Origin of the sequence: Streptomyces flaveolus, from assembly GCF_044765825.1 — a bacterium.
GTDB classification, from domain to species: Bacteria; Actinomycetota; Actinomycetes; order Streptomycetales; family Streptomycetaceae; genus Streptomyces; species Streptomyces flaveolus.
In genome coordinates this window covers 76,737-99,447 of sequence record NZ_JBIWKU010000018.1, presented here as the reverse complement: position 1 = coordinate 99,447, position 22,711 = coordinate 76,737, and the positions used below count along the sequence as shown (strand labels likewise).

The 22,711-nt window shown below is 72.9% G+C and carries 24 protein-coding genes; 17 read left to right on the top strand and 7 right to left on the bottom strand.

Annotated elements, in window-relative coordinates; all coding sequences use genetic code 11:
- The first annotated feature begins 201 nt into the window (after positions 1-201).
- The 8 genes from ACIRG6_RS36345 (at position 202) to ACIRG6_RS36310 (ending at position 7,558) form a co-directional block, all read left to right on the top strand.
- Complete coding sequence (locus tag ACIRG6_RS36345) at positions 202-1,224, top strand: ParA family protein (RefSeq protein ID WP_003977053.1); 1,023 nt, start codon at positions 202-204, stop codon at positions 1,222-1,224.
- A gap of 41 nt (positions 1,225-1,265) precedes the next feature.
- Positions 1,266-1,778, top strand: coding sequence for a hypothetical protein (locus tag ACIRG6_RS36340; RefSeq protein WP_364819712.1), 513 nt, complete (start codon positions 1,266-1,268; stop codon positions 1,776-1,778).
- 390 nt (positions 1,779-2,168) lie between these two features.
- Complete coding sequence (locus ACIRG6_RS36335; RefSeq protein WP_450152419.1) at positions 2,169-3,227, top strand: segregation and condensation protein A; 1,059 nt, start codon at positions 2,169-2,171, stop codon at positions 3,225-3,227.
- Positions 3,224-3,877 carry an SMC-Scp complex subunit ScpB gene (gene scpB, locus ACIRG6_RS36330; protein WP_239771137.1) on the top strand — a complete coding sequence of 218 codons (654 nt, stop codon included), beginning with the start codon at positions 3,224-3,226 and terminating at the stop codon, positions 3,875-3,877. Before ACIRG6_RS36335 ends, scpB begins: the two co-directional genes overlap by 4 nt.
- Positions 3,877-4,992 (top strand): pseudouridine synthase, encoded by a 1,116-nt coding sequence (locus ACIRG6_RS36325; RefSeq protein WP_350725082.1) that lies wholly within the window; start codon positions 3,877-3,879, stop codon positions 4,990-4,992. The genes scpB and ACIRG6_RS36325 overlap by 1 nt, the downstream gene beginning before the upstream one ends.
- 71 nt (positions 4,993-5,063) lie before the next feature.
- Positions 5,064-5,783 (top strand): NUDIX hydrolase, encoded by a 720-nt coding sequence (locus ACIRG6_RS36320; protein WP_189230388.1) that lies wholly within the window; start codon positions 5,064-5,066, stop codon positions 5,781-5,783.
- Positions 5,780-6,802: an ADP-ribosylglycohydrolase family protein gene (locus tag ACIRG6_RS36315; RefSeq protein WP_403326161.1), complete on the top strand. Its 1,023-nt coding sequence runs from the start codon at positions 5,780-5,782 to the stop codon at positions 6,800-6,802. Before ACIRG6_RS36320 ends, ACIRG6_RS36315 begins: the two co-directional genes overlap by 4 nt.
- A gap of 3 nt (positions 6,803-6,805) precedes the next feature.
- Entirely contained in the window at positions 6,806-7,558 is a 753-nt protein-coding gene (locus ACIRG6_RS36310) for a nucleotidyltransferase domain-containing protein (RefSeq protein ID WP_403326158.1), read from the top strand.
- Here ACIRG6_RS36310 and ACIRG6_RS36305 read toward each other — a convergent pair.
- Positions 7,484-8,227, bottom strand: a complete 744-nt coding sequence (locus ACIRG6_RS36305; RefSeq protein WP_364685297.1) for a nucleotidyltransferase domain-containing protein — start codon at positions 8,225-8,227, stop codon at positions 7,484-7,486. The two genes, ACIRG6_RS36310 and ACIRG6_RS36305, sit on opposite strands and share 75 nt — an antisense overlap.
- Before the next feature lie 23 nt (positions 8,228-8,250).
- The gene (locus ACIRG6_RS36300) at positions 8,251-8,658 is read right to left on the bottom strand and encodes a Rieske (2Fe-2S) protein (protein WP_364685300.1); all 408 of its coding nucleotides are present in this window, start codon (positions 8,656-8,658) and stop codon (positions 8,251-8,253) included.
- Positions 8,659-8,800: 142 nt separating this feature from the next.
- On the opposite strand from ACIRG6_RS36300, the gene aroH reads away from it, so the two are divergent.
- From aroH to der, 5 genes are all read left to right on the top strand, one after another.
- On the top strand, positions 8,801-9,163 hold the full coding sequence (aroH, locus tag ACIRG6_RS36295; RefSeq protein ID WP_161167333.1) for a chorismate mutase: 363 nt from the start codon (positions 8,801-8,803) through the stop codon (positions 9,161-9,163).
- A complete protein-coding gene (locus ACIRG6_RS36290) occupies positions 9,160-10,245 on the top strand; it encodes a prephenate dehydrogenase (RefSeq protein WP_350725092.1) in 1,086 nt (361 codons plus the stop codon). The genes aroH and ACIRG6_RS36290 overlap by 4 nt, the downstream gene beginning before the upstream one ends.
- A 122-nt stretch (positions 10,246-10,367) precedes the next feature.
- Positions 10,368-11,063, top strand: coding sequence for a (d)CMP kinase (gene cmk / locus ACIRG6_RS36285; RefSeq protein WP_350725094.1), 696 nt, complete (start codon positions 10,368-10,370; stop codon positions 11,061-11,063).
- 62 nt (positions 11,064-11,125) lie between these two features.
- Entirely contained in the window at positions 11,126-11,728 is a 603-nt protein-coding gene (locus ACIRG6_RS36280) for a lysophospholipid acyltransferase family protein (protein ID WP_239771136.1), read from the top strand.
- 58 nt (positions 11,729-11,786) lie between these two features.
- Positions 11,787-13,265, top strand: coding sequence for a ribosome biogenesis GTPase Der (gene der, locus ACIRG6_RS36275; protein ID WP_189230397.1), 1,479 nt, complete (start codon positions 11,787-11,789; stop codon positions 13,263-13,265).
- Between the two features lie 62 nt (positions 13,266-13,327).
- Here der and ACIRG6_RS36270 read toward each other — a convergent pair whose 3' ends face one another.
- Both ACIRG6_RS36270 and ACIRG6_RS36265 read right to left on the bottom strand, forming a co-directional pair.
- On the bottom strand, positions 13,328-13,642 hold the full coding sequence (locus ACIRG6_RS36270; RefSeq protein WP_318217947.1) for a hypothetical protein: 315 nt from the start codon (positions 13,640-13,642) through the stop codon (positions 13,328-13,330).
- A gap of 63 nt (positions 13,643-13,705) precedes the next feature.
- A complete protein-coding gene (locus ACIRG6_RS36265; protein WP_350726395.1) occupies positions 13,706-14,488 on the bottom strand; it encodes a hypothetical protein in 783 nt (260 codons plus the stop codon).
- Between the two features lie 453 nt (positions 14,489-14,941).
- On the opposite strand from ACIRG6_RS36265, the gene ACIRG6_RS36260 reads away from it, so the two are divergent.
- Entirely contained in the window at positions 14,942-15,760 is an 819-nt protein-coding gene (locus ACIRG6_RS36260; RefSeq protein ID WP_364676945.1) for a hypothetical protein, read from the top strand.
- Between the two features lie 344 nt (positions 15,761-16,104).
- Positions 16,105-16,320, top strand: a complete 216-nt coding sequence (locus ACIRG6_RS36255) for an I78 family peptidase inhibitor (protein WP_239769740.1) — start codon at positions 16,105-16,107, stop codon at positions 16,318-16,320.
- Positions 16,321-16,420: 100 nt separating this feature from the next.
- Here ACIRG6_RS36255 and ACIRG6_RS36250 read toward each other — a convergent pair whose 3' ends face one another.
- The gene (locus tag ACIRG6_RS36250; RefSeq protein WP_318217944.1) at positions 16,421-17,440 is read right to left on the bottom strand and encodes a phosphatase PAP2 family protein; all 1,020 of its coding nucleotides are present in this window, start codon (positions 17,438-17,440) and stop codon (positions 16,421-16,423) included.
- Between the two features lie 236 nt (positions 17,441-17,676).
- Positions 17,677-18,867, bottom strand: coding sequence for a glycosyltransferase family 39 protein (locus ACIRG6_RS36245; RefSeq protein ID WP_364819719.1), 1,191 nt, complete (start codon positions 18,865-18,867; stop codon positions 17,677-17,679).
- Positions 18,868-19,138: 271 nt separating this feature from the next.
- Between ACIRG6_RS36245 and ACIRG6_RS36240 the strand changes: the two genes are divergently transcribed.
- Together ACIRG6_RS36240 and ACIRG6_RS36235 are read left to right on the top strand one after the other, a co-directional pair.
- Positions 19,139-20,743 (top strand): MFS transporter, encoded by a 1,605-nt coding sequence (locus ACIRG6_RS36240; protein WP_403326149.1) that lies wholly within the window; start codon positions 19,139-19,141, stop codon positions 20,741-20,743.
- A 253-nt stretch (positions 20,744-20,996) separates the two neighbouring features.
- Positions 20,997-22,190 (top strand): acyl-CoA dehydrogenase family protein, encoded by a 1,194-nt coding sequence (locus ACIRG6_RS36235; protein ID WP_350726385.1) that lies wholly within the window; start codon positions 20,997-20,999, stop codon positions 22,188-22,190.
- A gap of 39 nt (positions 22,191-22,229) precedes the next feature.
- Here ACIRG6_RS36235 and ACIRG6_RS36230 read toward each other — a convergent pair whose 3' ends face one another.
- Positions 22,230-22,667 (bottom strand): cell division protein SepF, encoded by a 438-nt coding sequence (locus ACIRG6_RS36230; protein ID WP_189230407.1) that lies wholly within the window; start codon positions 22,665-22,667, stop codon positions 22,230-22,232.
- Positions 22,668-22,711: the final 44 nt, after the last annotated feature.

The following is a 22,711-nucleotide window of genomic DNA, read 5'->3' as shown; positions in this document are numbered from 1 at the left end:
CACGCTGACCTGTCGAGAAGTTTCCTGGTCACCAAGGAGGTAAGACGACTTGTGAATGAGTCGACATTTACTCCCGGGGGTGGTCAACCAGGAACGCCTGCACGGGCCCACGGCCCCGGGCGTCTCGAGGCTGTCGGCTCCGTCGCTGTACGCACCTTCGCAGCCGCCCACCAGAGTCCGCAGGCAACTCAGACAGCACACATGAGTATGGATGGCCAACACGTGAACGCCATGGCCGGCGACGGAAGTGGCGCGCCCCGCAACCACTTCGCCGACTACGACGAACTGCCCGAGGGGCACTTCTACGATCCGGACGCGGAGTACGAGCCCGATCCCGAGTACGCGGCGACGCTCGCGCCCGACGCGGCCCGCCAGCGCCGCGAGCGCATCGGCCCGACCGGACGCCCGCTGCCCTACTTCCCGATCCCGGGCCCGCTGACCGACCACGGCCCCGCGAAGATCATCGCGATGTGCAACCAGAAGGGCGGCGTCGGCAAGACCACGTCGACCATCAACCTGGGTGCCGCGCTCGCCGAGTACGGGCGCCGGGTGCTGCTCGTCGACTTCGACCCGCAGGGCGCGCTGTCGGTCGGTCTCGGCGTCAACCCGATGGAGCTCGACCTCACCGTCTACAACCTGCTCATGGAGCGGGGCATGGCGGCCGACGAGGTGCTGCTGAAGACGGCGGTCCCCAACATGGACCTGCTGCCCAGCAACATCGACCTGTCGGCGGCCGAGGTGCAGCTGGTGAGCGAGGTCGCGCGCGAGTCCACGCTCCAGCGGGCGCTGAAGCCGCTGATGGACGACTACGACTACATCGTCATCGACTGCCAGCCCTCGCTCGGCCTGCTCACGGTGAACGCGCTGACCGCCGCGCACAAGGTGATCGTGCCGCTGGAGTGCGAGTTCTTCGCGCTGCGCGGTGTGGCGCTGCTGACCGAGACCATCGAGAAGGTCCAGGAGCGGCTCAACCCCGACCTGGAGCTCGACGGCATCCTCGCCACCATGTACGACTCGCGCACGGTGCACAGCCGTGAGGTGCTCGCGCGTGTCGTCGAGGCGTTCGACGACCACGTCTACCACACGGTCATCGGGCGCACGGTCCGCTTCCCGGAGACCACGGTCGCCGGTGAGCCGATCACCACGTACGCCTCCAACTCCGTCGGTGCCGCCGCCTACCGCCAGCTCGCCAGGGAGGTGCTCGCCCGGTGTCACGCCGAGTGAGTCTGCCGGGGGCCGACGAACTCTTCCGTACGACAGGGGGGATGGCGCTCCAGGCGTCCACCCCGCGGCGACCGGGGGGCGGCGACGCCCGGGTACCGGCTCCGGCGGGGGAGAGCGACCAGGCGGCCGCCGAGGACGCGCCGCAGTCGGTGCCCGCCCAGGGCGGCGACGGCGAGGGCGCGGAGCACGCCGCGGCGGACGCGGAACCGGGCGCGACGGGAGAGTCGCGCAGCCGGGGCGCGGAGCGCTCGGCGCGGCGTCCGGACTCCGGCCCGGAGGCGCAGGAAGGTTCTGCCGCCGCCCAGTCCCGCAAGCGCGGCCGGGCCGCCTCGCGGCGTCCCAGCGGCCGTGAGCGGCACGACGAGAAGATCACCGTGTACGTCTCCGCCGAGGAGCTCATGGATCTGGAGCACGCCCGGCTGGTGCTCCGGGGCGAGCACGGGCTGGCCGTCGACCGCGGCCGGATCGTCCGCGAGGCGGTCGCCGTGGTCCTCGCCGACCTGGAGAGCCGCGGGGACGCCAGCATCCTCGTACGGCGGCTGCGCGGGCGGTAGCGGTAGCCTGCGGGGGCCATGACCTCGAACGACGCTCCCCGCCCCGGCGCCCCCGCCGGCCGTCGGCGCGCCCTGGGGAGGGGGCCGGGGATGCCACCGGTGGCCCCGCCGCCCGAGGGGACGACGCCGGGCACCGGGCCCGCGGAGGCGTTGCCCGACGCGGGGCCGGCCCCGGAGGTCCCCGGTACGGCAGCGGAGCCCGACGCGGGGCCCGCCGGCCGGGAGGCCACCACGCCGGACGACCCGGAAGCCCCGACGAGTGCCCGCCCCGAGGCGGCCGGGCCGCAGTACGGGCCCACGGACCTCGGCCGCACGCCGCAGGACGCCCCGGAAGCCGGGGCGCGGGCGTTCGCCGCCGCGCCGGAGGCTCCCGGGGCGGAGTACGTACGCATGGGTCAGGAGCGGCCCCCGTACGGCACTCCGGAGCCCTCCGGGGTCGTGCAGGGGGCACCCACGGCCGAGCCTGGGACGTCCGGTGCCGCGCCGGAGGGCCCGGGACCGGGGAACGGCCCCGAGGGGCACGCGAGCCCGTCACCGGGGGCCCTGGAGCCCGTCCACGCCGCTCAGGCCGCCGCGCCGCAGGGCGGGCCCGGGCCGTCGGTGACGGGAGGGGCGCCCCAGGACGCGGGCGACGGGGTCTTCAAGGTCCGGCTCGCCAACTTCGAGGGGCCCTTCGACCTGCTCCTCCAGCTCATCTCCCGGCACAAGATGGACGTCACCGAGGTCGCGCTGTCCAAGGTGACCGACGAGTTCATGGCACACATCCGCGCCATGGGGCCGGACTGGGACCTCGACGAGACCACCGAGTTCCTGGTCGTCGCGGCCACCCTGCTCGATCTGAAGGCGGCCCGGCTGCTCCCGGCCGCCGAGGTGGAGGACGAGGCCGACCTCGCGCTGCTGGAGGCCCGCGACCTGCTCTTCGCGCGGCTGCTGCAGTACCGCGCGTACAAGCAGATCGCGGAGATCTTCAACGGGCGTCTGGAGGCCGAGGCCCGCCGCTACCCCCGCACCGTCGGCCTGGAACCCCACCACGCCGAGCTGCTGCCCGAGGTCGTCATCAGCATCGGTCCGGAGGGCTTCGCCAGGCTCGCCGTGAAGGCGATGCAGCCCAAGCCCAAGCCGCAGGTGTACGTCGAGCACATCCACGCGCCCCTGGTGAGCGTGCAGGAGCAGGCCCAGATCGTCGTGGCCCGGCTGCGGGAGCTGGGCGAGGCCAGCTTCCGTGTCCTGGTGGACGACACCGAGGACACCCTGACCGTCGTGGCCCGCTTCCTCGCGCTGCTGGAGCTGTACCGCGAGAAGGCCGTCGCGCTCGACCAGGAGACCGCGCTCGGCGATCTGCTGGTGCGCTGGACCGGCGGGGACGGGGACGCCGAGCCGGTGGTGACCGACGAGTTCGACCGGGAGCCCGAGGAGAACGAGAAGACCGAGGAGGAGCAGCAGGCGTGAGTGACGAGACCACGGAGTTCCCGGACGGGCCGCGTGACGTCGCCGCCCTCGACCTCAGGCCCGCCCTCGAAGCCGTTCTCATGGTCGTCGACGAACCCGCGACCGAGGAGCACCTCGCGAAGGTCCTCCAGCGGCCCCGGCGGCAGATCGCGGACGCGCTGCGCGAGCTGGCCGACGAGTACACCGTCCAGGGCCGCGGTTTCGAGCTCAGGCTCGTCGCGGGCGGCTGGCGCTTCTACACCCGCCCCGAGTACGCCGCGGCCGTCGAGGGCTTCGTCCTGGACGGCCAGCACGCCCGCCTCACCCAGGCCGCGCTGGAGACCCTCGCGGTGGTCGCCTACCGCCAGCCGGTCAGCCGCAGCCGCGTCTCCGCGGTGCGCGGCGTGAACTGCGACGGCGTGATGCGCACCCTCCTGCAACGGGGTCTGGTGGAGGAGGCGGGCACGGAACCCGAAACAGGTGCGATCCTGTACGTGACGACGAACTACTTCCTGGAGCGGATGGGCCTGCGCGGCCTGGACGAGCTTCCGGAGCTCGCGCCCTTCCTCCCGGAGGCGGCGGCGATCGAGGCCGAGACGCTGGAAGGGGTCCCGTCGTTCGATCCGGACGCCCCGGATTCCGAGGACGCAGACGACAAGACGGAACTTTGATGCGAAGCAGCAGCGGCAGGAACAGCAGCGGAAACAACGGCGGGAGCCGTGGTGGCAACAGCGGCGGCCGCGGCGGGAGCAGCGGTGGCCGCGGTAACCACCGCGGCGCCGGTAACAACCGCGACGACAGGCAGGGCGGCCGTCCCAAGAAGCCGCGCCCCGAGGAGCGGCGCTACGACGTGGGCCCCGGCGCCACCCAGGAGGGCCCCAAGTCGGGCCGCGGCCCCTCGGCCCGCGGCGGTGCCAAGGGCGGGCCGAAGAAGCCCCTGCAGCGGGGGCGCTCGGTCCCGGCCACGTCCCGCGAGTACGAGACGCGGGCCGAGGAGCGCAACCGCGAGCGGTACGCGGGCAAGAAGGACGTCAAGCTGCCCAAGACCTTCCCGGGCGCCGAGCAGGAGGGCGAGCGGCTGCAGAAGGTCCTCGCGCGCGCGGGATACGGCTCCCGGCGGTCCTGCGAGGAGCTGATCGAGCAGGCGCGCGTCGAGGTGAACGGCGAGATCGTCCTCGAGCAGGGCAAGCGGGTCGACCCGGAGAAGGACGAGGTCAAGGTCGACGGTCTGACCGTCGCGACGCAGTCGTACCAGTTCTTCTCGCTCAACAAGCCCGCCGGTGTCGTGTCCACCATGGAGGACCCGGAGGGCCGGCAGTGCCTCGGTGACTACGTCACCAACCGCGAGACCCGCCTCTTCCACGTCGGCCGGCTCGACACCGAGACCGAGGGCGTCATCCTGCTCACCAACCACGGCGAGCTGGCGCACCGCCTGACCCACCCGAAGTACGGCGTGAAGAAGACCTATCTCGCGCACATCGTGGGCCCGATCCCGCGGGACCTGGGCAAGCGCCTGAAGGACGGCATCCAGCTGGAGGACGGGTACGCGCGCGCGGACCACTTCCGGGTCGTGGAGCAGACCGGCAAGAACTACCTGGTCGAGGTCACCCTCCACGAGGGCCGCAAGCACATCGTCCGCCGGATGCTGGCGGAGGCGGGCTTCCCCGTGGACAAGCTCGTGCGCACCGCCTTCGGCCCGATCACGCTGGGCGACCAGAAGTCGGGCTGGCTGCGCCGGCTGTCCAACACGGAGGTCGGGATGCTGATGCAGGAGGTCGACCTCTAGGGGTCCGGAGGGTTGTGACGGGCGGCCACCCCCTTTTATAGTCTGAGTGACTATTAAGGGGGTGGCCGCCCGTGCTCGGCTACGACAAGCACGCCTTCGAGCCCTTCGCCGTCACCGTCGATCTCGCCGTCCTCACGCTCCGCGCGGGCGCGCTGCACGTGCTGCTCGTCGAGCGGGGTCAGGAGCCGTACGCCGGCCGCTGGGCACTGCCCGGCGGCTTTCTGCTGCCCGAGGAGTCGGCGGAGCGGGCGGCCCGCCGGGAGCTGGCCGAGGAGACCGGTCTGGCGGACGTGACCGGGCTGCACCTGGAGCAGCTGCGGACCTACAGCGAGCCCGGGCGGGACCCCCGGATGCGGGTCGTCTCCGTCGCGTTCACGGCGCTGCTGCCCGACCCTCCCGAGCCGCACGCGGGCACCGACGCGGCCGAGGCCCGCTGGGTCCCGTACGACAAGGCCCAGGGCCTCGCCTTCGACCACGACCGGATCCTGGCCGACGCCCGGGAACGCGTCGGCGCCAAGCTCGAGTACAGCTGCCTGGCCACCGCCTTCTGCCCGGCCGAGTTCACGCTCGGCGAGCTGCAACAGGTCTACGAGACGGTGTGGGGCACGGCCCTGGACCGGCCCAACTTCCGCCGCAAGGTCCTCGCCACTCCCGGCTTCGTCGAACCGGTCCCCGGGGCCGCCCGGCTGACCGGAGGCCGCGGCAAACCGGCCGCCCTCTACCGCGCCGGCCCGGCCACCGCCCTGCACCCGCCCCTGCTCCGCACCCCTCGGGAAGGACGCCCCGCATGACCACGACCACCGTCACCAAGCGCGCCGCCACCGGGGCGCTCACCGGACTCGCCCTCGGGGACGCGCTGGGCTTCCCCACCGAGTTCAACGACGTCCCGTCGATCCTCGCCAAGTGCGGACCCTGGCGGCAGATGGAGCTGCCCCGGCCGGCGATCGTCACCGACGACACCCAGATGACGCTGGCCCTGGGACGGGGGCTGCGCACGGCCATGGACCGCGGGAGCCTGACGCCCGAGGCGATGGCCGAGCCCGTACGGCGGGAGTTCATCGCCTGGAACCGGTCGCCGGAGAACAACCGGGCCCCGGGCAACACCTGCCTCACGGCCTGCGACCTGCTGGAGCGAGGGGACCGCCCCTGGCAGGACGCCAGCCAGATCCACTCCAAGGGCTGCGGCGCCAACATGCGCGTCGCCCCCGTCGGACTCGTCCCCGGCCTCGGCGACGAACAGCGCGCCGGCGCCGCCCAGTTGCAGTCCGCGCTCACCCACGGGCACCCGACCGCGCTCGCCGCCTCCGACCTCACCGCGCACGCCGTACGGCTGCTCGCCGAGGGCGCCGAGCCGACCGGGCTGGTCGGCCTGCTGCGCTCCTACGCCTATGACAACCGCACCCGCTACCACGAGCGCTGGCTCGGTGACCTGTGGACCCGCGCCCAGGACCCCACCCCCGAGCACTTCATCGCCCGAGGCTGGGACGAGTGCCTGGCGATACTCGACCGGCTCCAGCACGCGGTGCGCACCGTCTCCCCGGAGACCGACCCGTGCCTCGCGGTCGGCGAGGGCTGGATCGCCGAGGAGGCCATGGCCGCCGGGCTGCTCTGCTTCCTGCTCTTCGTCGACGAGCCGCTGACGGCCCTGCGCCGCGGCGCCTGCACCTCCGGCGACTCCGACTCCATCGCCTGCCTCGCCGGCGCCTTCGCGGGCGCCCACCTGGGCGCCGGCGCATGGCCGGCCGCATGGGCCGACCGCATCGAGTACCGGGCCGGCCTGCTGGACCTCGGGCGGCTCTGGGACGCTTGAGCCATGATCGGCGCCCTGGACATCGACCTGGCCCCGGTGGTGGCCGAGCAGCCCTTCCCGGTGCTGTTCGCCACCGTCTCCGGCGCCCACCTCTACGGTTTCCCCTCCCGCGACTCGGACGTCGACCTGCGCGGCGTCCACCTGCTGCCCGCCGCCGACCTGGTCGGCCTGCGCGAGCCGGAGGAGACCAGGTCGCGGATGTGGGACCGGGACGGCGTCGAGATGGACCTGGTCACGCACGACCTGCGCAAGTTCGTCCGGCTGATGCTCCGGCGCAACGGCTATGTGCTGGAGCAGCTGCTGTCGCCGCTGGTCGTGCACACCACCGACGCCCACCGGGAACTGGCCGCGCTCGCGCCGGGCGTGCTCACCAGCCACCACGCCCACCACTACCGGGGGTTCGCGCAGACCCAGTGGCGGCTGTTCGAGAAGAGCGGTGAGCTCAAGCCGCTGCTGTACACCTTCCGGGTCCTGCTCACCGGCATCCACCTGATGCGCGCCGGCGAGGTGCAGCCCCATCTGCCCACGCTCATCGGCGAGACCGACGCCGCGCCGGCCTTCCTGCCGGAGCTGATCGCCGCCAAGGCCGAGCGCGAGCACGGCGACGCCGACGTCGACCACGCGCGCGTGCGGGCCGACGTGGAGCGGCTGCACGCGGTCCTGGACGAGGCGCAGGCGGCGTCAGCGCTGCCCGGCGCCCCGGCCGCGTACGACGCCCTGCACGACTTCGTCGTACGGACCCGCCTGGAGGGCTGAGGCGCGGCGCACGCGGACGAGGAAGTCCTCCACGCGGCGCCGGTCCGGTTCGTCGGGGAGAGGGCTGTGGCGGACGGCCCGTTCGCTCTCCTCGATCAGGCGGGCCATCCGGGAGTCCACCTCCGGCCAGGGCACCTCGCCGCGCTTCACGGCGAGCAGCGCCTCGCGCCGGTCGCCGACGCCGACGGTGAGGGTGCCCGTGCGCAGCAGGTCGCGCGCGGACGTCAGCAGCCGCAGCAGGTGCATCGCGTGCTTCCAGCGCGGGGCGCCGTGCGTGCGGACGTCGGCGTCCAGCTTGCGACGCTGGCCGTGGGCGTACCGGGTGAACGTCCTGTGGGCCCGGCGGGAGAGGAACGCGTCGCGCAGTGCGAGGAGTTCGCGGCCGGTCTCGTCGGCGTACTCCACGAGCGGGGAGTGCAGGCACTCCAGGATGTTCGGGTTCGCGCGCAGCGCCAGCTCGCAGAAGCGCTCCAGCTCCCAGCTGAACTGCTCCTCGGCCGGCCCCTCGACGTGGGCCGGCGGCTTCTCGAAGCGCCAGAACAGCGGGGTCGGGGCGAGGAAGACGCCGCGGCGGTCCGTGTCGCTGGCCTCCGTCGCCAGACCGAAGGCGCGCGAACCCATGACACAGGCGTAGATCGTGTGGTCGCGTACCAGGGTCTCGGGATGCATGCCCGGGAGCGTACGTCGGGCCCTCACACCAGGCGGACCGAATTTCCCTCCACGGTGATCCGCTTCTCGGGCAGCGGCTTCGTGGCCGGGCCCTGCTCCACCGCGCCGTCGGTGATGGCGAACCTGCTGCCGTGGCAGGCGCAGAGGATGGAGCCGTCGCGCACGTCCGCCACGATGCAGCCCTGGTGGGTGCAGACCGCGGAGAAGGCCTTGAAGTCGCCCTGCTCCGGCTGGGTCACCACGGTCTTCTCGGCGTCGAAGACCTTGCCGCCGCCGACCGGGATGTCACTCGTCGCCGCCAGCTCCCGCCCCGGCGAGACGGACGGGGAGCCGCTGCCGTCGCTCCCGTCGCCCCCGTCGCCGCAGCCCACGACGAGCGCTGCCGCACCCGTGCAGAGAAGTACCGTACGGCGGGTCGTACTGTGCGTCATGGCGTCGCTCCGGGAGTGAGGGGGGCGGGGATCGCGGCCGGGACCAGCGTCTCAGGAGGCGGGCGCCGCGCACCGGCGCGGCGCGGGCTGACTACGCTGGACGGACCAAGAGCCGAAACGCACGTCAGCAAGGAGCATCGCCGTGGCGGTACGAGCGGTCCGGGGCGCCGTCCAACTGGAACGGGACGAGGCCGGGCACATGGACGAGCGGGTCGCGGCCCTGCTGACCGCCGTCCTGGAACGCAACGGGCTGACCGGCGACGACCTGATCAGCATCTGGTTCACGGCCACGCCCGACCTGCACAGCGACTTCCCGGCCGCCGCCGCCCGCAAGCTCGGCATCACCGACGTCCCGCTGATCTGCGCCCAGGAACTGGACATCGAGGGCGCCATGCCGCGCGTCGTCCGGGTCCTCGCCCACATCGAGTCGGACCGGCCCCGCGCCGACATCGCCCACGTCTACCTCGGCGCCGCCGCGGCCCTGCGCAAGGACATCGCCCAGTGAGAACCGCACTCGTCATCGGCACCGGCCTCATCGGCACCTCCGCCGCCCTCGCCCTCACCCAGCGGGGCGTCACCGTGCACCTCGCCGACCACGACCCCGAGCAGGCCCGCACCGCCGCCGCCCTCGGCGCCGGTACCGACGAGGCACCCGAAGGGCCCGTCGACCTCGCCGTCGTCGCCGCCCCGCCGGCCCTGGTCGCCGACGTGCTCGCCGACGCCATGCGGCGCGGGCTCGCCCGCGGCTACCTCGACGTGGCCAGCGTCAAGGGCGGGCCCCGGCGCGAACTGGAGGCCCGCGGACTCGACCTCTCCGCGTACATCGGCACCCACCCGATGTCCGGCCGCGAGAAGTCCGGCCCGCTGGCCGCCACCGGCGACCTCTTCGAGGGACGCCCGTGGGTGCTGACCCCGACCCGGGACACCGACACCGAGGTGCTCAACCTCGCGCTCGAACTGGTCTCGCACTGCCGGGCCGTGCCGGTCGTGATGGACGCCGACGCCCACGACCGCGCCGTGGCGCTCGTCTCCCACATGCCCCACCTGGTCTCCAGCATGGTCGCCGCCCGCCTGGAGCACGCCGAGGAGGCCGCCGTACGGCTGTGCGGGCAGGGCATCCGCGACGTGACCCGGATCGCCGCGTCCGACCCCCGGATGTGGATCGACATCCTCTCCGCGAACCCGGGCCCGGTCGCCGACCTGCTCGGCGACGTCGCCGCCGACCTGGAGGAGACGGTGCGTGCGCTGCGCTCCCTCCAGTCCTCCGACGACGACAAGCGCCGCGAGGGCAGCGCCGGCATCGAGGCCGTCCTGCGGCGCGGCAACGCCGGCCAGGTCCGGGTCCCCGGCAAGCACGGCTCCGCGCCGCGCGTCTACGAGACCGTGGTCGTCCTCATCGACGACCAGCCGGGACAGCTCGCCCGCATCTTCGCGGACGCGGGACGGGCCGGCGTCAACATCGAGGACGTGCGGATCGAGCACGCCACCGGGCAGCAGGCCGGTCTGGTGCAGCTGATGGTGGAGCCGAAGGCCGCCGCCGTGCTGACGGCGGCCCTGAAGGAACGGGGCTGGGCGATCCGGCAGTGAGGCGTGGGGCCGCGCGGGTTCATGCGCCTGTCGGAGGGGCCCCGCGGACCCAGTAACCTTGTGCGGGACGCGCTCGCGTCCCGCACACCACTCACCGCACCGCACCAGGAAGGTGTCCCCCCGTGGAAAACGGCGCCGCCCCGACCGCCCCGGCCGTGATTGTCGCCATCGACGGCCCCTCCGGCACGGGCAAGTCGAGCACGTCGAAGGCCGTCGCCGCGCAGCTCGGGCTGAGCTACCTGGACACCGGCGCCCAGTACCGGGCGATCACGTGGTGGATGGTGACCAACGGCATCGACATAGCCGACCCCCACGCCGTGGCGGCCGCGGCCGGCAAGCCCGAGATCGTCTCCGGCACCGACCCGGCGGCCCCGTCCATCGCGGTCGACGGAGTGGACGTGGCCGGCCCGATCCGCACCCAGGAGGTCACCTCCAAGGTGAGCGCGGTCAGCGCCGTCCCCGAGGTGCGGGCCCGGATCACCGAGCTGCAGCGCACCATCGCCGCCGCCGCCGAGCGGGGCATCGTCGTCGAGGGCCGCGACATCGGTACGACCGTGCTGCCCGACGCCGACCTGAAGGTCTTCCTGACCGCCTCGCCGGAGGCCCGCGCCGCCCGCCGCAGCGGCGAGCTCAAGAACGCCGACGTGCAGGCCACCCGCGAGGCCCTGATCAAGCGGGACGCGGCCGACTCCAGCCGCAAGACCTCGCCGCTCGCCAAGGCGGACGACGCGGTCGAGGTGGACACCACCGACCTCACGCTGCCGCAGGTCATCGAGTGCGTCGTCACCCTCGTCGAGGAGAAGCGGGCGGGTAAGTGACTTCACCCTCCGTCCTCTCCGAGAAGGGCGCCGAGGTCGGGCGGCGCATCGGCGTCGGCCTGATGTACGGCCTGTGGAAGCCGCGCGTGCTCGGCGCCTGGCGGGTGCCCACGACCGGCCCGCTGATCTTCGCCGTCAACCACGCGCACAACATCGACGGCCCCATGGTCATGGGCGTGGCGCCCCGGCCGACGCACTTCCTGATCAAGAAGGAGGCGTTCGTCGGACCGCTCGGGCCGTTCCTGACCGGCATCGGCCAGCTGAAGGTGGACCGTCACTCCGCCGACCGCACGGCCATCGGCCAGGCGCTCGGCGTCCTGGAGAACGGCGGCGTGCTGGGCATCTTCCCGGAGGGCACCCGCGGCGAGGGCGACTTCGCCTCGCTGCGCGCCGGCCTCGCCTACTTCGCCCTGCGCGGCGGCGCCCCGATCGTCCCGGTCGCCGTCCTGGGAAGCTCCGAGAGACCCGGACGGTTGATAAAGGCGCTGCCACCCCTGCGCTCCCGCGTCGACGTCGTCTTCGGCGACCCCTTCGACGCGGGCGACGGCAGCGGACGGCGCACCCGCAAGGCGCTGGACGAGGCGACCGAACGCATCCAGAAGCAGCTCACCGCGCACCTGGAAAACGCCAGGCGGCTCACCGGCCGCCGGGCGACACTTCAGTAGTGGACCACCGGTACAGGGTCGGTCCACCGATCACCACGATGAACGAGGTACGGACTTCATGAACGACGACATCCACTCCGAGGGTTCGGGCGAGGAGCACGACCACGGGGCGCTTGGCGACGCCGAATACGCGCAGTTCATGGAGCTCGCCGCGGAAGAGGGCTTCGACCTGGAGGAGGTCGAGGGCGCCATCGAGGAGGCCGGGCACGGCCCGCTGCCCGTCCTCGCCGTCGTCGGCCGCCCCAATGTCGGCAAGTCGACCCTGGTGAACCGCATCATCGGCCGCCGCGAGGCGGTCGTCGAGGACAAGCCCGGCGTCACCCGCGACCGCGTCACCTACGAGGCCGAATGGGCCGGCCGCCGCTTCAAGGTCGTCGACACCGGCGGCTGGGAGCAGGACGTCCTCGGCATCGACGCCTCCGTCGCCGCCCAGGCCGAGTACGCCATCGAGGCCGCCGACGCGGTCGTCTTCGTCGTGGACGCCAAGGTCGGCGCCACCGACACCGACGAGGCCGTCGTACGGCTGCTGCGCAAGGCCGGCAAGCCGGTCGTGCTGTGCGCCAACAAGGTGGACGGCCCGAGCGGCGAGGCCGACGCGTCCTATCTGTGGTCGCTGGGACTGGGAGAGCCCCACCCGGTGTCCGCGCTGCACGGCCGCGGCACCGGCGACATGCTGGACAAGGTGCTGGAGGCCCTGCCCGAGGCCCCGGCGCAGACCTTCGGCACCGCCGTCGGCGGCCCGCGCCGGATCGCCCTGATCGGCCGGCCCAACGTCGGCAAGTCCTCCCTGCTGAACAAAGTGGCGGGCGAGGAGCGCGTCGTCGTCAACGAGATGGCCGGCACCACCCGCGACCCGGTCGACGAGCTGATCGAGCTGGGCGGCGTGACCTGGAAGTTCGTGGACACGGCGGGCATCCGCAAGCGCGTCCACCTCCAGCAGGGCGCCGACTACTACGCCTCGCTGCGCACCGCCGCCGCCGTCGAGAAGGCGGAGGTCGCCGTGGTCCTCATCGACGCCTCCGAGTCCATCTCGGTGCAGGACCAGCGGATCGTCACCATGGCGGTCGAGGCCGGCCGCGCGATCGTCGTCGCCTACAACAAGTGGGACACCCTCGACGAGGAGCGCCGCTACTACCTGGAGCGGGAGATCGAGACCGAGCTCGGCCAGGTGGCGTGGGCGCCGCGGGTGAACGTCTCGGCGCAGACCGGACGGCACATGGAGAAGCTGGTCCCGGCGATCGAGACGGCCCTGGCCGGCTGGGAGACCCGCGTCCCGACGGGCCGGCTGAACGCCTTCCTCGGCGAGCTGGTCGCCGCCCACCCGCACCCGGTGCGGGGCGGCAAGCAGCCGCGCATCCTGTTCGGCACGCAGGCCGGCACCAAGCCGCCGCGGTTCGTGCTCTTCGCCTCCGGCTTCATCGAGGCGGGCTACCGGCGCTTCATCGAGCGCCGGCTGCGGGAGGAGTTCGGCTTCGAGGGCACGCCGATCCACATCTCGGTGCGGGTGCGCGAGAAGCGCGGCGCGAAGAAGAAGTAGCGACGAGCGGCGAGAAGGGGCGGTCCCGACCGGGACCGCCCCTTCTCGCCGCTCACCCGCTCTCAGACGCCCCTGCGCGGGGCCGGCGGCAGCGCGGCCGGGACGTGGCGCATCGTCCCGGTGCCGTGCGGGCCGAGCTGGCCGACGCGCTGCCACGGCGACTGCTGGCCGAGCCGGGTGCTGTGGGAGCCCAGGCTGTAGGCGCTGTAACCCCGGCCGCGGGACATGTTCCCGAACCCGGTGAACTCCAGCTCCTCCTCGCCGCTGCGATCCCCCGGCAGCGAGCGGAAGGACCTGACGTACTCGGCGTAGAGCGCGTCGTAGATCGGCGTGGCCGAGGGGCCACCGTGGCGGTGGGAGGAGTCGTATGCGTGCACGTATGTCCAAACGACCCCGGGCCGGAAGGGATGCGGCCGGGAGGGCGGTCACCCGCTCGGTGATCAGGTCCCTGCCAGGGGCAATGCGGCGGCGACCAGCTGTCCGTTGGCCGCCGCCTTGTCCAGCGCGTCGCGCAGCAGGTCCTCCCGGGGCTGCCGGCCGATCGTCCCGACCGGCGCCGCGAACATCAGCACCTGCTGCTGCTTGTTGGCCGCCGTGCGCCAGCCCTCGGTGACCTGGAGCGGCTGGTGCGCCTGCCACCAGGCCACCGGCCGGCCGCCGTTCGTCCCCGGCTGGAGCACCGCGTGCAGCTGACCCATGGCGAGCAGCACCGACCAGCCGTGCAGCACGGTGGGGGCGGTGGACAGTCCGACGACCGGCATGAAGCCCTGTTCGATCAGCAGCGGCAGGAAGTCGTCGCCGCCACCGGTGGCGCCGGGCCGCACGATGGGGGCGGTCGGCTCGACCACGAGGGCCGGGTGCAGCTCGTCGGCGATGAGGACGAGTCCGCTGGTCACGCCCAGCACGGCCTGCTCGGGCGCGGCCGTCTCCGGCTGCGGGCGGGCGGAGTCGCCGCTGATGGACCTCACGGCCCCCTGGAGCTGCTCCTCGGTGACCTTGACGACCTGTGAGGGCAGGCAGCCCGCGTGGGCGAAGGCGAGAACGGCGGTCTCGTCCCCGACGAAGAGAACGGTGCTGGTGCGCTCCTGCTCGCAGTCGCCCGGAGTGCGGCAGGACGTGCAGTCGTAGCTGCCCGGGGCGGACTCCCCGGCGAGCAGGCGGTCGGCTTCTTCGTCGCCGATCTCGGCGCGTACGTCGTCGCTGACGTCGAGCATGCGCGGCACGGGTGGCTCCCTCGGGATGCGGTGCGTGACCGGGCCGGGTGGCTCCCGGCCCGCGGTCCGGGTGGGTCCCCGGCTCATGCTGAAGACAACGGGCGATCCGCGGCGGGAGTCACGCCCCGAGGCGAACGGAATCGAACCGCCCGGCACCGGGGCCGGTCGGCCGCGACGCCGGTCGGCCGCCGTCAAGTACCGCGCCGTGCAGGGGAGTTGCTGAGCAAGCGGGAGCCGAAGGTCGCTGGATCGGTAGGTCGACAAATCAGGAAATCAGCGAATGAACCGGGTGGCGGAAAAGAGTCGGCACTCGGCCCGTGCACCGCGCCAGGACCGGCGTGTCGCCGCCGGCCGTGACCGCATCGCAATCGGACAGGGACAACCAGAAGAGTGGGTAGTGGGTCTGACCGGACAAGGAGAGACACGGACAGACACGACAGACACAGGGGGGAACCGCACCGCATGACGTCGCAGACCCCGTCGGCCGCCCCGCTGCGTGCCGACTGCATCGCCGACTCCGCGGGCGGTCTGACCTTCGACGTCGCCGCGCACGACCACACGGGGGCGGCCCACCTGCTCCTGCGCCGCCGCGACGCCGACGCCGCCGAGGACACCGTCGGCCTGCCGCTCGCCCCGGCCGCCGAGGGCCGGCTGCGCGCCGCGCTGCCCAGCAGCGTCTCCCTGCCCGAGGGCCGCTGGGACGCCTATGCGCGCATGTCCGACGGCGTTCCCCGGCGCCTGGTCCCCGGCATCACCGACCTGCGCTCCCTGGCCGACCGCACCCCGAGCGGCCTGCTCGGCCACGTCGCCGTCCGCATCCCGTACGCCACCCGGCAGGGCAACCTCACCGTCCGCAGCTGGCTGCGCGCACCCCACGCCGAGGCGACCGAGCTGCACCTCGCGGACGACGGGCTGACCGTACGGGGACGGGTCTACGGCACTCCGCTCGCCGCCGGGGCCCACGCCGAGCTGCGCCCCCCGCCCGGCACGGGCGAGGACGGCGTGCGCCGGCTCGGCCTGACCGCCGACCGGGCGGAGTTCCGGCTCCGGATCGCCTACGGCGCCCTCGCGCCGGGCCGGTGGGACCTGTGGCTGCGGCCCGGCGGGGAGCCGGGTCCCGCCGTGCGCGTCGCCCGGCTGCTGGACGACATCGCCGACAAGGAGCCCGTCCTCGTCTTCCCACGCGCGCGCGTGGACACGCGGCACGGCCCCGTGGAGGCCGGCCCCTGCTACACCCGGGACAACGACCTGTCGGTGTCCGTCACCGCACCGGCCGACTGACGATCGCGGCCACCGGGCACGGGGAACATGTGAGCAAAGGGTGTGTTTCCTGTGTCGATATCCGATCGCCGCATGTTCGTTCCGGCTCGTTCGAAGGAAAGCGAATGCGGCCACCGGGGCGCTTCGGCGCATTTTTCCGTTCGGATATTCGAGGGGTCGGCGCGTCATACGGGAATTGCCCCACCGTGTTCACGGAAGCCGTTCGGAGGCGCCCATCCGGGTGAGAGAGTTCGACCGAAACGCACACCGTGGTCCTGTGACAGAAATGTGACCGTAGGGGCCTGTGTGGCTCCTGATACGGGCCTGGGCTTCCCCGCCCGAGGGGCAGGGCATAGCGTGGTGACATGCCACCGATTCCGACACCCCCCGCCGAACCCCAGGACAGTCCGGATGCCTACGTGGGCCTCGATTCCGGTGCGGCCGAACGGCTCGCGCGCGAGCGGGGCTGGTCGACGGTGCGGTCGCTGGCGCCCGGGACGGTCATCACCATGGAGTACCGCGTGGGCCGGCTCAACTTCGAGGTGAAGGACGGCCGCGTGGCCCGCGCCTGGAAGGGCTGACACACGCCGACGGCCCCGGCCCTCCTGTGCGGAGGGCCGGGGCCGTCGTGCTGCGGGGGAGAGGCTGTGCGTACCGGCCCCCGCGGGCCTGTGGGGGCGGTCAGCCGCCGGACAGGGGCCGTGCCGCCGGGGCCGTGCTGCGCGGATGCCGGTCGGAGTGCGGCGGGCGGCGGCTGCCCGCCGGGGTGACCGGCGTGCGGTCCGAGCGGGCCGTGTGCGGGCCCGGGGCCAGGTACACCGGGGCCCGGGTGGTGCGGGGCGCGGCGACGGGCTCGCGCGCCGGGGCCTCCTCGCGGCCCGGAACGGGGTGCGCGAGCACCACGGGAGCGGCGACCGGTTCCTTCGCCGGCCGCGTACGGCCGCGCCGGGCGGACCACCGGTCCCGCAGGCCGAGGATCCCGGCCTCGGTGCGCCCGATCAGCGGCTCGAACCAGGGCAGCGCCAGCAGGATCAGCAGTCCCGCCGTCCAGCCGAGGAGCACGTCGCTGAGCCAGTGCGTACCGAGGTAGACGGTGGACATCCCGACCCCGAGGGAGGTGACCGCCGACAGCGCCGACAGCCAGCGCCGCGCCCGCGGCGTCGATGCCAGATAGGCCAGGATTCCCCAGGTGACCACGGCGTTCGCGGTATGACCGCTCGGAAATATATCGCCGCCGAGCCACATCTCGTTCGCGCCGACCGTGGTCGCGTAGTGCGGCCCCAGCCGGCCCATGCCGATCTTGGCGGCACCGACGGTGACGTTCAGCAGCAGCAGCGAGGCGCCGAGCGCGAGCAGCGGCCGCAGGGTGTGCTGGCGCCAGGACCGCCAGCCGAGCCAGGCCGCGACCATCACCGCCGTGGGGCCGCGCTGGCCGAGGACCACGTAGTAGTCGACGAACGCGTGGATCTCCGGCCACTGCTGGTAGGGCCGGAAGAACATGACCTGCCAGTCGAGCCGGACCAGCCACGAGGTGATCAGCACGGCCCACACGATCGCGATATAGAACGCGAGGGTGCCGGAGAACAGCGCAATGCGGTGCCGGCTCATCACCGGCACATCTAGGTGGGCCGGTCGTTCCGGCTCCCGGTCGAGTCTCGCGAACACCCGGTCCAGACGGGTGAGGTTCCGTTCGGTACGCACCCAATCGACGTTACAGCGAGTGAGGAGTGATCCTTGCCGAAACAACGGCTTTGTGATGACGATGTGATGTGGGATTCCTCTCAGGAGTGGTCTTTTCCCGAGCAATCCGCAATCCGGCCCCGCTGTGGGCTTCAATTCCTTTCATCGGCCCGGTCGACGGTTTTATCGTGCTTATGAATTCGTTAACCGAATGCTGGTACGCAATTTCCCCGGCGCTCATCGGACGAACGGGGCGGTCAGGGCGGACCGGAGCCGTTCAGCCAGAACGCCCCGTACCCGGCCGAGACGACGGCGACACCCGCGACCACCAGCGCCGACCTGGAGGTTCGCAGCCTGGCCAGGGCCAGGGCGAGCGGCAGCAACAGGGGGAAGGCGGGCAGCAGCAGCCGGGGCTTCGAGCCGAAGTAGCTCGACGCGCACAGGGCGAGAGCCGCGACGATCCCCGCGTACACCAGCAGCGCGAGCGGCTGGCGCTGCCGTACACAGACGACGTACAGCCACAGCAGCAGGGCGACACCGGCGATCAGGCCGACGCCCGCCAGGGCCGACGGGAACGACGTGAGTTTCCCGCCGACGAACCGGGCGAAGGACACGCCGCCGTCGAAGCCGTTGCGCCAGCCCGCCTGGACGTCGAGATAGCCGAGCGGACCCTGGCCGGTGCGGTGGCCGACCCACAGCACGTAGCCGGCGGCGCCCAGGGGCGCGAGGAGCATGCCGAGCACGCACCGCACGCCCTCGGCGGGGGCGTGCGGCGCGGAAAGGGCGCCGCGCGCGGCGGTGCCGCTCCGGCTTCGCCCGAATGCCGCGATCGCGGCCACCCACACCGCCGCCGTCACCGCGAGCCCCACCGGCCGGGTCAGCCCGGCCAGCGAGGCCAGCGCCCCCGCCGTCACCCAGCGCCCGGTCAGCACCGCGTACAGCGACCAGGCGGCGACCGCGGTGAACAGTGACTCGCTGTACGCCATCGACTGCACGATCCCCACCGGCAGCGCGGCCCACAGCAGCGCCGCGCACACCCCGGCCCGGCGGCCGTACACATGGTCCGCCACCGCGAAGACGCCCCAGGCCGCGGCGAGCGAGGCGAGCAGACTCACCACGAAGCCCGCGTCGGCGTACGACAGCGGACTCACGGCCGCGCCCAGCCGCTCCAGCCAGGGCAGCAGGGGGAAGAAGGCCAGATCGGAGTGCACGTCGCCGTTGGGCAGGCGCACCTCGTAGCCGTACCCCCCCTCGGCGACCCTGGCGTACCAGAGGGAGTCCCAGCGGGCGGTCAGCAGGGTGTACGCGCTCTTGTCGCGCGCGGCGCTCCACAGGGCCAGGGCGAGCAGGCCCAGGGCGCGGACGGCCGCGTAGCCGAGGAGCGCCGGGGCGGCCCGGCGCAGGGCTCCGGGGCGGCCCGCCACCACGCGCGTTTCAAGATCGGTCACGGGCTCGATTATCCGCTGGGCATCCGGCGGGCCGGCCGGCCGGGGGCGGCGGCCCGGCCGGTGCCCGGCGGGCGCGGTGGCGCACACCACACAGGTCACCCCGGATGTGTGAGCTCGACCACGCGGGTGTGCGACGGACTCGCGTACGCTGGCGAGTCACTCGCGTTCCGTTGCACGGCCCGGAGGTCCCGCTCCTCTCCGGCCGAGCCGCCGGGGAGTCCCCACCCCGCGCAGCCCGCCGGACGCGAGGGAACATCTTGGAGGTACGTGCATGTCCGGGACGACCACGGCTGCCGCCACGCCGCGCCGCCGGGCTGCCGGGGCCGGCGCCAACCGCTGGGTGGTCCTCGTGGTCCTCTGCGTCAGCCTGCTGCTCGTCGCCGTCGACGCCACCGTCCTGCACGTGGCGGTCCCCGCCGTCACGGAGGACCTGAGGCCCGGCGCGATCGAACTGCTCTGGATCGTCGACGTCTACCCCCTCGTCTGCGCCTCGCTGCTGATCCTCTTCGGCACGCTGGGCGACCGGGTCGGCCGCAGACGGATCCTGCTCCTCGGGTACGCGCTCTTCGGTGTCGCCTCCGCGCTGGCCGCCCTCGCCGAGAGCGCCCAGGTCCTGATCGCGGCCCGTGCGCTGCTCGGCGTCGGCGGCGCGATGATCATGCCGGCGACGCTGTCGATCCTGCGCCAGGTCTTCCCCGACCGGCGGGAGAGGGCGCTGGCCATAGGCATCTGGAGCGCCGTGGCCGCGGTGGGCGCGGCGGTCGGGCCACTGCTCGGCGGCTTCCTGCTGGAGCACTTCTGGTGGGGCTCGGTGTTCCTCGTCAACATTCCGCTGATGCTGGTCAGCCTGCCGGTGGGGCGGCTGCTGCTGCCCGAGTCGAAGGGCGACGGCACCGGCCCCTGGGACGTCGTCGGCGCGCTGATGGCGGCGGCCGGGCTGTTCGGGGTCGTCCTGGGCGTGAAGCGGCTCGGCGGCGGCGAGCCGGTGGCGAGCCTGCTCACCGTGGTGCCGCTGGTGGTCGGCGCGGCCCTGCTGGCCGGCTTCGTACGGCGGCAGCGGCGCCGGACGCATCCGCTGGTGGACCTGCGGATGTTCCGGCGGCCGGCGTTCAGTACGTCGGTGGGCTGCATCGTGCTGGCCATGCTGGCGCTGGTGGGGCTGGAGCTGATCGCGGCCCAGTACTTGCAGCTGGTGCTCGGGCTGTCACCGCTGGAGACCGGGCTGCGGCTGCTGCCGCTGACCTTCGCGGCGATGGCGGCGGGCCTGGCGGGCGCGCGTCTGCTGCGGCGGTTCGGGCCGCGCCGGATGGTGTGCGCCGGGTTCTGTCTGACGGCGGTGGCGGTGGTCCTGCTGACGGCGATGGGCCGGGCGGACAACTGCGCGCTGATGCTGTCCGGGTTCGTGCTGCTCGGCTTCGGGCTGGAGACGACGCTGTTCGGGGCGTACGAGTCGATGCTGAGCGAGGCGCCGCAGGAGCAGTCCGGCGGGGCGGCGGCGATCGGCGAGACGTCGTACCAGCTGGGCGCCGGGATCGGGATCGCGCTGCTGGGCAGTGTGATGAACGCGGCGTACGCGCCGGGGCTGACGGGCGGAGTGCCCGGGGTGCCGGCGTCGGCGGCGGTGGCGGCGGGGCATTCGCTGGGGGAGGCCTACGAGGTCGCCGGCCGGCTCGGGGGGCCTGCGGGGGCGGCGTTGCGGCGGGCCGCGGCCGGGGCGTTCGTGCATGGGCTGCATGTGACGTTGCTGGTGAGTGCGGGGTTGCTGTTGCTGGGGGCGGTGATGGCGTTGCGGTTGCCGCGGGTGATGCAGTGCGAGGGGGAGGCCGTGGCGGTGCCTGCGCCTCGGGACGCCGTGGAGTCACGCGTCTCGGTGTGACCGTTCTCGTCTCCCACCCGCGCACCACCCGTTCACCGTCCGTCGAGGGGTGAACTCCGCCCGCGGGGGTGCGCCGGCGTCGGCGGCTTGCGACAGCCTCCGGTGGGCGGATGTGTCTGTGGCTGAAGGGGGTACTGGCCGCGGACAGTGCGTGGGTGGGTGAGCATGGTGGACGTGGGGGGCGGCGCATCGTAACGTCGGCTCGAGAACCGTGACTAGCGGCGCTAGTTTTCAAAGCCCCGGAGGGTGTCCCATGGCCTCGTCCCCCAAGTTGCCCGCGTTCGACCCCGCCGATCCCCTCGGCATCGACGACCTGCTGGAGCCGGAGGACCTGGCGATCCGGGACACCGTGCGGGGCTGGGCCGCCGACCGCGTGCTGCCGCACATCGCGGACTGGTACGAGAAGGGCGAGCTGCCCGGCATCCGGGACCTCGCCCGCGAGCTCGGCTCCATCGGAGCGCTCGGCATGTCGCTGGAGGGCTACGGCTGCGCCGGCGCGACGGCCGTGCAGTACGGGCTGGCCTGTCTGGAGCTGGAGGCGGCCGACTCCGGCATCCGCTCGCTGGTCTCCGTGCAGGGCTCCCTCGCCATGTACGCCATCCACCGCTTCGGCAGCGAGGAGCAGAAGCAGGCCTGGCTGCCGCGCATGGCCGCCGGCGAGGTCATCGGCTGCTTCGGGCTGACCGAGCCCGACCACGGCTCCGACCCCGCGAACATGCGCACCCACGCCAAGCGCGACGCCGGGGGCGACTGGGTGCTCAACGGCCGCAAGATGTGGATCACCAACGGGTCCGTGGCCGGCGTCGCCGTGGTGTGGGCGCAGACGGAGGACGGTGTCCGCGGGTTCGTGGTGCCGACCGACAGCGCCGGGTTCTCCGCCCCCGAGATCAAGCACAAGTGGTCCCTGCGGGCCAGCGTCACCAGCGAGCTCGTCCTCGACGACGTACGGCTGCCCGCCGACGCCGTGCTGCCGGAGGTCACCGGCCTGCGCGGACCGCTCAGCTGTCTCTCCCACGCCCGCTACGGCATCGTCTGGGGCGCGATGGGCGCGGCCCGCAGTTCCTTCGAGGCGGCCCTGGAGTACGCGAAGTCGCGGGAGCAGTTCGGGCGGCCCATCGGCGGCTTCCAGCTGACCCAGGCCAAGCTCGCGGACATGGCGGTCGAACTGCACAAGGGGATTCTGCTCGCCCATCACCTCGGGCGGCGCATGGACGCCGGCCGCCTGCGTCCCGAGCAGGTCAGCTTCGGCAAGCTCAACAACGTACGCGAGGCCATCGACATCTGCCGCACGGCGCGCACGATCCTCGGCGCCAACGGGATCTCCCTCGAATACCCCGTGATGCGGCACGCGACGAACCTGGAATCGGTGCTCACCTACGAGGGCACCGTGGAGATGCACCAGCTGGTGCTGGGCAAGGCGCTCACCGGACTCGACGCCTTCCGGTGAGGCGCGGGCGGGAGCGGGGCCGTGGTGCGCGGCCCCGCCTCAGCTCTGGTTGAAGAAACCGTCCGACCGGTGCGCGGCCGGATCGCCGCTGATCACCTGGGTGTCGGCCGGGCTCAGCAGGAACACCCGGGTGGACACCCGCTCGATCGAACCCCGCAGGCCGAAGATCAGCCCGGCCGCGAAGTCCACGACGCGCTTGGCGTCGCCGGCCTCCATCGCCGTCAGGTTCATGATGACCGGGACACCCTCCCGGAACAGCTCACCGATGGCCCGCGCGTCCCGGAAGCTGTCCGGGGTGACCGTGCCGATCCGGCGGCCCCTCTCCTCGGCGACGTCCGAGGCCACCTTCACCCGCGGGTCCGTGACCCAGGCGTCCGGGGACTCGGTGCCCTCGGAGTAGTCGTCGTCGTAGTAGCGCTCGTCATCGTTGTCGTCGACGAGGCCGAGCCACGCACTCGCCTTGCGTACCGATCCCATGGACGCCTCCTCTCACAGCGGTCTTTCGTGCCTTCCGCATCCCT